This window comes from Streptococcus mitis SK597 (genome assembly GCF_000148545.1).
GTDB lineage: Bacteria > Bacillota > Bacilli > Lactobacillales > Streptococcaceae > Streptococcus > Streptococcus mitis_C.
Genome location: NZ_AEDV01000008.1, coordinates 1 through 2612, shown reverse-complemented (window position 1 = coordinate 2612; position 2612 = coordinate 1). Strand labels below are relative to the sequence as shown.

The window sequence follows — 2612 nt, the reverse complement described above, 5'->3', positions numbered from 1 at the left end:
TTTTTTCTTTGACACTAGGTAGTGAGCATAGTTGTAACGAACTCTGATGTAGCCAAATAAAAACTCTTGATGCTCAAAATTTTTTGTCTGATATAACTCCATCAAATGAGAGTAGTTTGCCTCATATTCTTGTTCACGACCCACTAAGGAATAGAAATTAGATAGAGTATTCAATACCTTTAAATAAATCAGAGTATTTGAGGAGACTTTTAATAATATATTTTCCAATGAAGAAATAGCCTCACGCTTACTGTCATATTGATAGAAGTCAATAATAGCTTTAATCCACTCAAGGTAAGTTCGGTCTTCTAGTGTTAGAAAAGTACTTCGTTCAATCTCTATTCTATAAATATATTCCAAATCGTCATAATTTCTGTCATCTAATAGTTGAGCAGATAATTGCTTGAAATTAGAGAGGTTAGATTTAATTTCAATTTGTTCATTAAAAAAATAATCTAATGGTACTTCAAGTCGTTGTGAAAGTTTGAACAAAAGGTCTGCGGAGGGAATGAAATGCCCTCTCTCAATTTTACTAATCTGGCTTTGTTCACAAATTCCTTCTGCAAGAATTTGTTGGGAGAGTCTCAACTCTTTTCTTTTCAATCTGAATTTCTCTGCGAGTGTATTCATTAAAGATAATAAACCTTCCTATTTGCTTAATTTCATTATAAAATTTTTAGTTCAAAATAGCAAGTTAAAGGAATAAATAATTCTTTATGGTAATAAACCCCCAAAAAAGTCAAAATATACATAAAAGCTTGACTGATTTTCATATGTGTGTTAGAATTAAGCAGAAAGAAAGGAGGTTCATAATATAAGATGAGGAGAAATCGTGGAATTAAAAAAATAGTTATATTTGTATTACTAAGTGTTCTTGCATTTGGTAATACAATTCCCTATCAACAGTTTGTTCAGAAGAATAGACAAATGGTAAAGTTTATAATTTCGCCTCATCTGGTGAGTGGATTTAATATTGGAGGGTATATAGATGAAAATTTTGAAAAAAATTATGCAAGTTGGACTGACAGTATTTTTCTTTGGTTTGCTAGCTACAAATACGGTATTTGCGAATACCACAGGTGGCCGATTTGTTGATAAGGATAATAGAAAATATTATGTAAAAGATGATCATAAAGCAATCTATTGGCATAAAATAGACGGTAAAACTTACTATTTTGGTGATAAAGGAGAAATGGTAGTTGGATGGCAATACTTAGAAATTCCTGGAACAGGTTATCGTGATGATTTATTTGATAATCGTCCAGTCTTCGAAATTGGCCTTCAGGAGAAGTGGTACTATTTTGGACAAGATGGTGCTTTGCTAGAACAAACCGATAAACAAGTACTAGAGACAAAAACGTCTGAAAATACAGGAAAAGTATACGGTGAACAATATCCTCTATCTGCTGAAAAGAGAACTTATTATTTTGATAATAATTATGCTGTAAAGACAGGCTGGATTTATGAAGACGGCAATTGGTATTATTTAAATAAGCTAGGAAATTTTGGCGATGATTCTTACAATCCACTACCAATTGGTGAAGTTGCTAAGGGTTGGACTCAAGATTTTCATGTTACTATTGACATTGATAGAAGCAAACCTGCTCCATGGTACTACTTGGATCCAAAAACTGGAATCATGCAAACTGGTTGGCAATATCTTGGTAACAAGTGGTACTATCTCCGTTCATCAGGAGTGATGGCGACTAGCTGGTATCAAGATGGTTCAACGTGGTATTATCTAGATGCTCAAAACGGTGATATGAAGACAGGTTGGGTGAAAGATGGTTCAATATGGTACTATCTAAATGCAAGTAATGGAGATATGAAAACAGGCTGGTTCCAAGTCAATGGTAAATGGTACTATGCATATGGTTCAGGTGCTCTAGCTGTTAATACCTCAGTAGATGGTTACTACGTAAACTATAATGGTGAGTGGGTTAAGTAACGAATGCTAATCGTAACTGTAGTTGATACTTAACTTAGTAAAAAGGGCTTTTTTCTACCATTTGTCAACTCTATCAATTTTTAAGAATTAAGGCTCTTTGTTAACTGTAGTGGGTTGAAGAAAAGCTAAGAATGAGAAAGGACGAAGTTAGTCCTTTCTTTTTTATGTGACTATACTTTCTATTCAAATGAGCTTTTTAACCAATTGATTGAGCCAATCAACTCTTAAAACCAAAGAGCAATTTCTCGCTTAGCTGACTCTTCTGAATCTGAACCATGTACAACATTTTGGATAACCTCATTTTCTCCAGCAGCTTTTGCAAAATCACCTCGAATAGTGCCTGGTAAAGCTTCTTCTGGACGAGTTGCACCCATCATGATCCGCCAAGTTTCGATTACTTTGGGACCTGAAATGACACCCACAAGGACTGGGCCTGAAGTCATAAATTCACGAATCGGTGGGTAAAAACTTTGACCAACCAAGTCCTGATAGTGCTGGTCAATCAACTCTTCTGAAACCTTTGTACGCAACTCCAATTTTTCGATTGTAAATCCACGTTGTTCGATGCGTTTCAACACTTCACCAACTAGCCCTCTTTTTACACCGTCTGGTTTGATGATAAAAAATGTTTGTTCCATACCTGTCTCCTTTGTCAGCTTCTTTC

General features: G+C 34.7%; 3 protein-coding genes and 1 pseudogene. 2 read left to right on the top strand and 2 right to left on the bottom strand.

Annotated features, from left to right (window positions below; genetic code table 11):
- The coding region (locus SMSK597_RS0101955) for a helix-turn-helix domain-containing protein (protein ID WP_001093614.1) at nucleotides 1-630 on the bottom strand (630 nt) is incomplete at its 3' end.
- Between the two features lie 189 nt (nucleotides 631-819).
- Here SMSK597_RS0101955 and SMSK597_RS13690 point away from each other — a divergent pair.
- A pseudogene (locus SMSK597_RS13690) lies at nucleotides 820-978 on the top strand (PhrA family quorum-sensing system peptide); the annotation flags it as partial.
- Nucleotides 979-988: 10 nt separating this feature from the next.
- Nucleotides 989-1948, top strand: coding sequence for a choline-binding protein CbpC (cbpC, locus tag SMSK597_RS04215; protein ID WP_000698028.1), 960 nt, complete (start codon nucleotides 989-991; stop codon nucleotides 1946-1948).
- A gap of 224 nt (nucleotides 1949-2172) precedes the next feature.
- On the opposite strand, the gene ndk is transcribed toward cbpC, so the two are convergent.
- A complete protein-coding gene (gene ndk / locus SMSK597_RS04210; protein ID WP_004237367.1) occupies nucleotides 2173-2586 on the bottom strand; it encodes a nucleoside-diphosphate kinase in 414 nt (137 codons plus the stop codon).
- Nucleotides 2587-2612 lie beyond the last annotated feature (26 nt).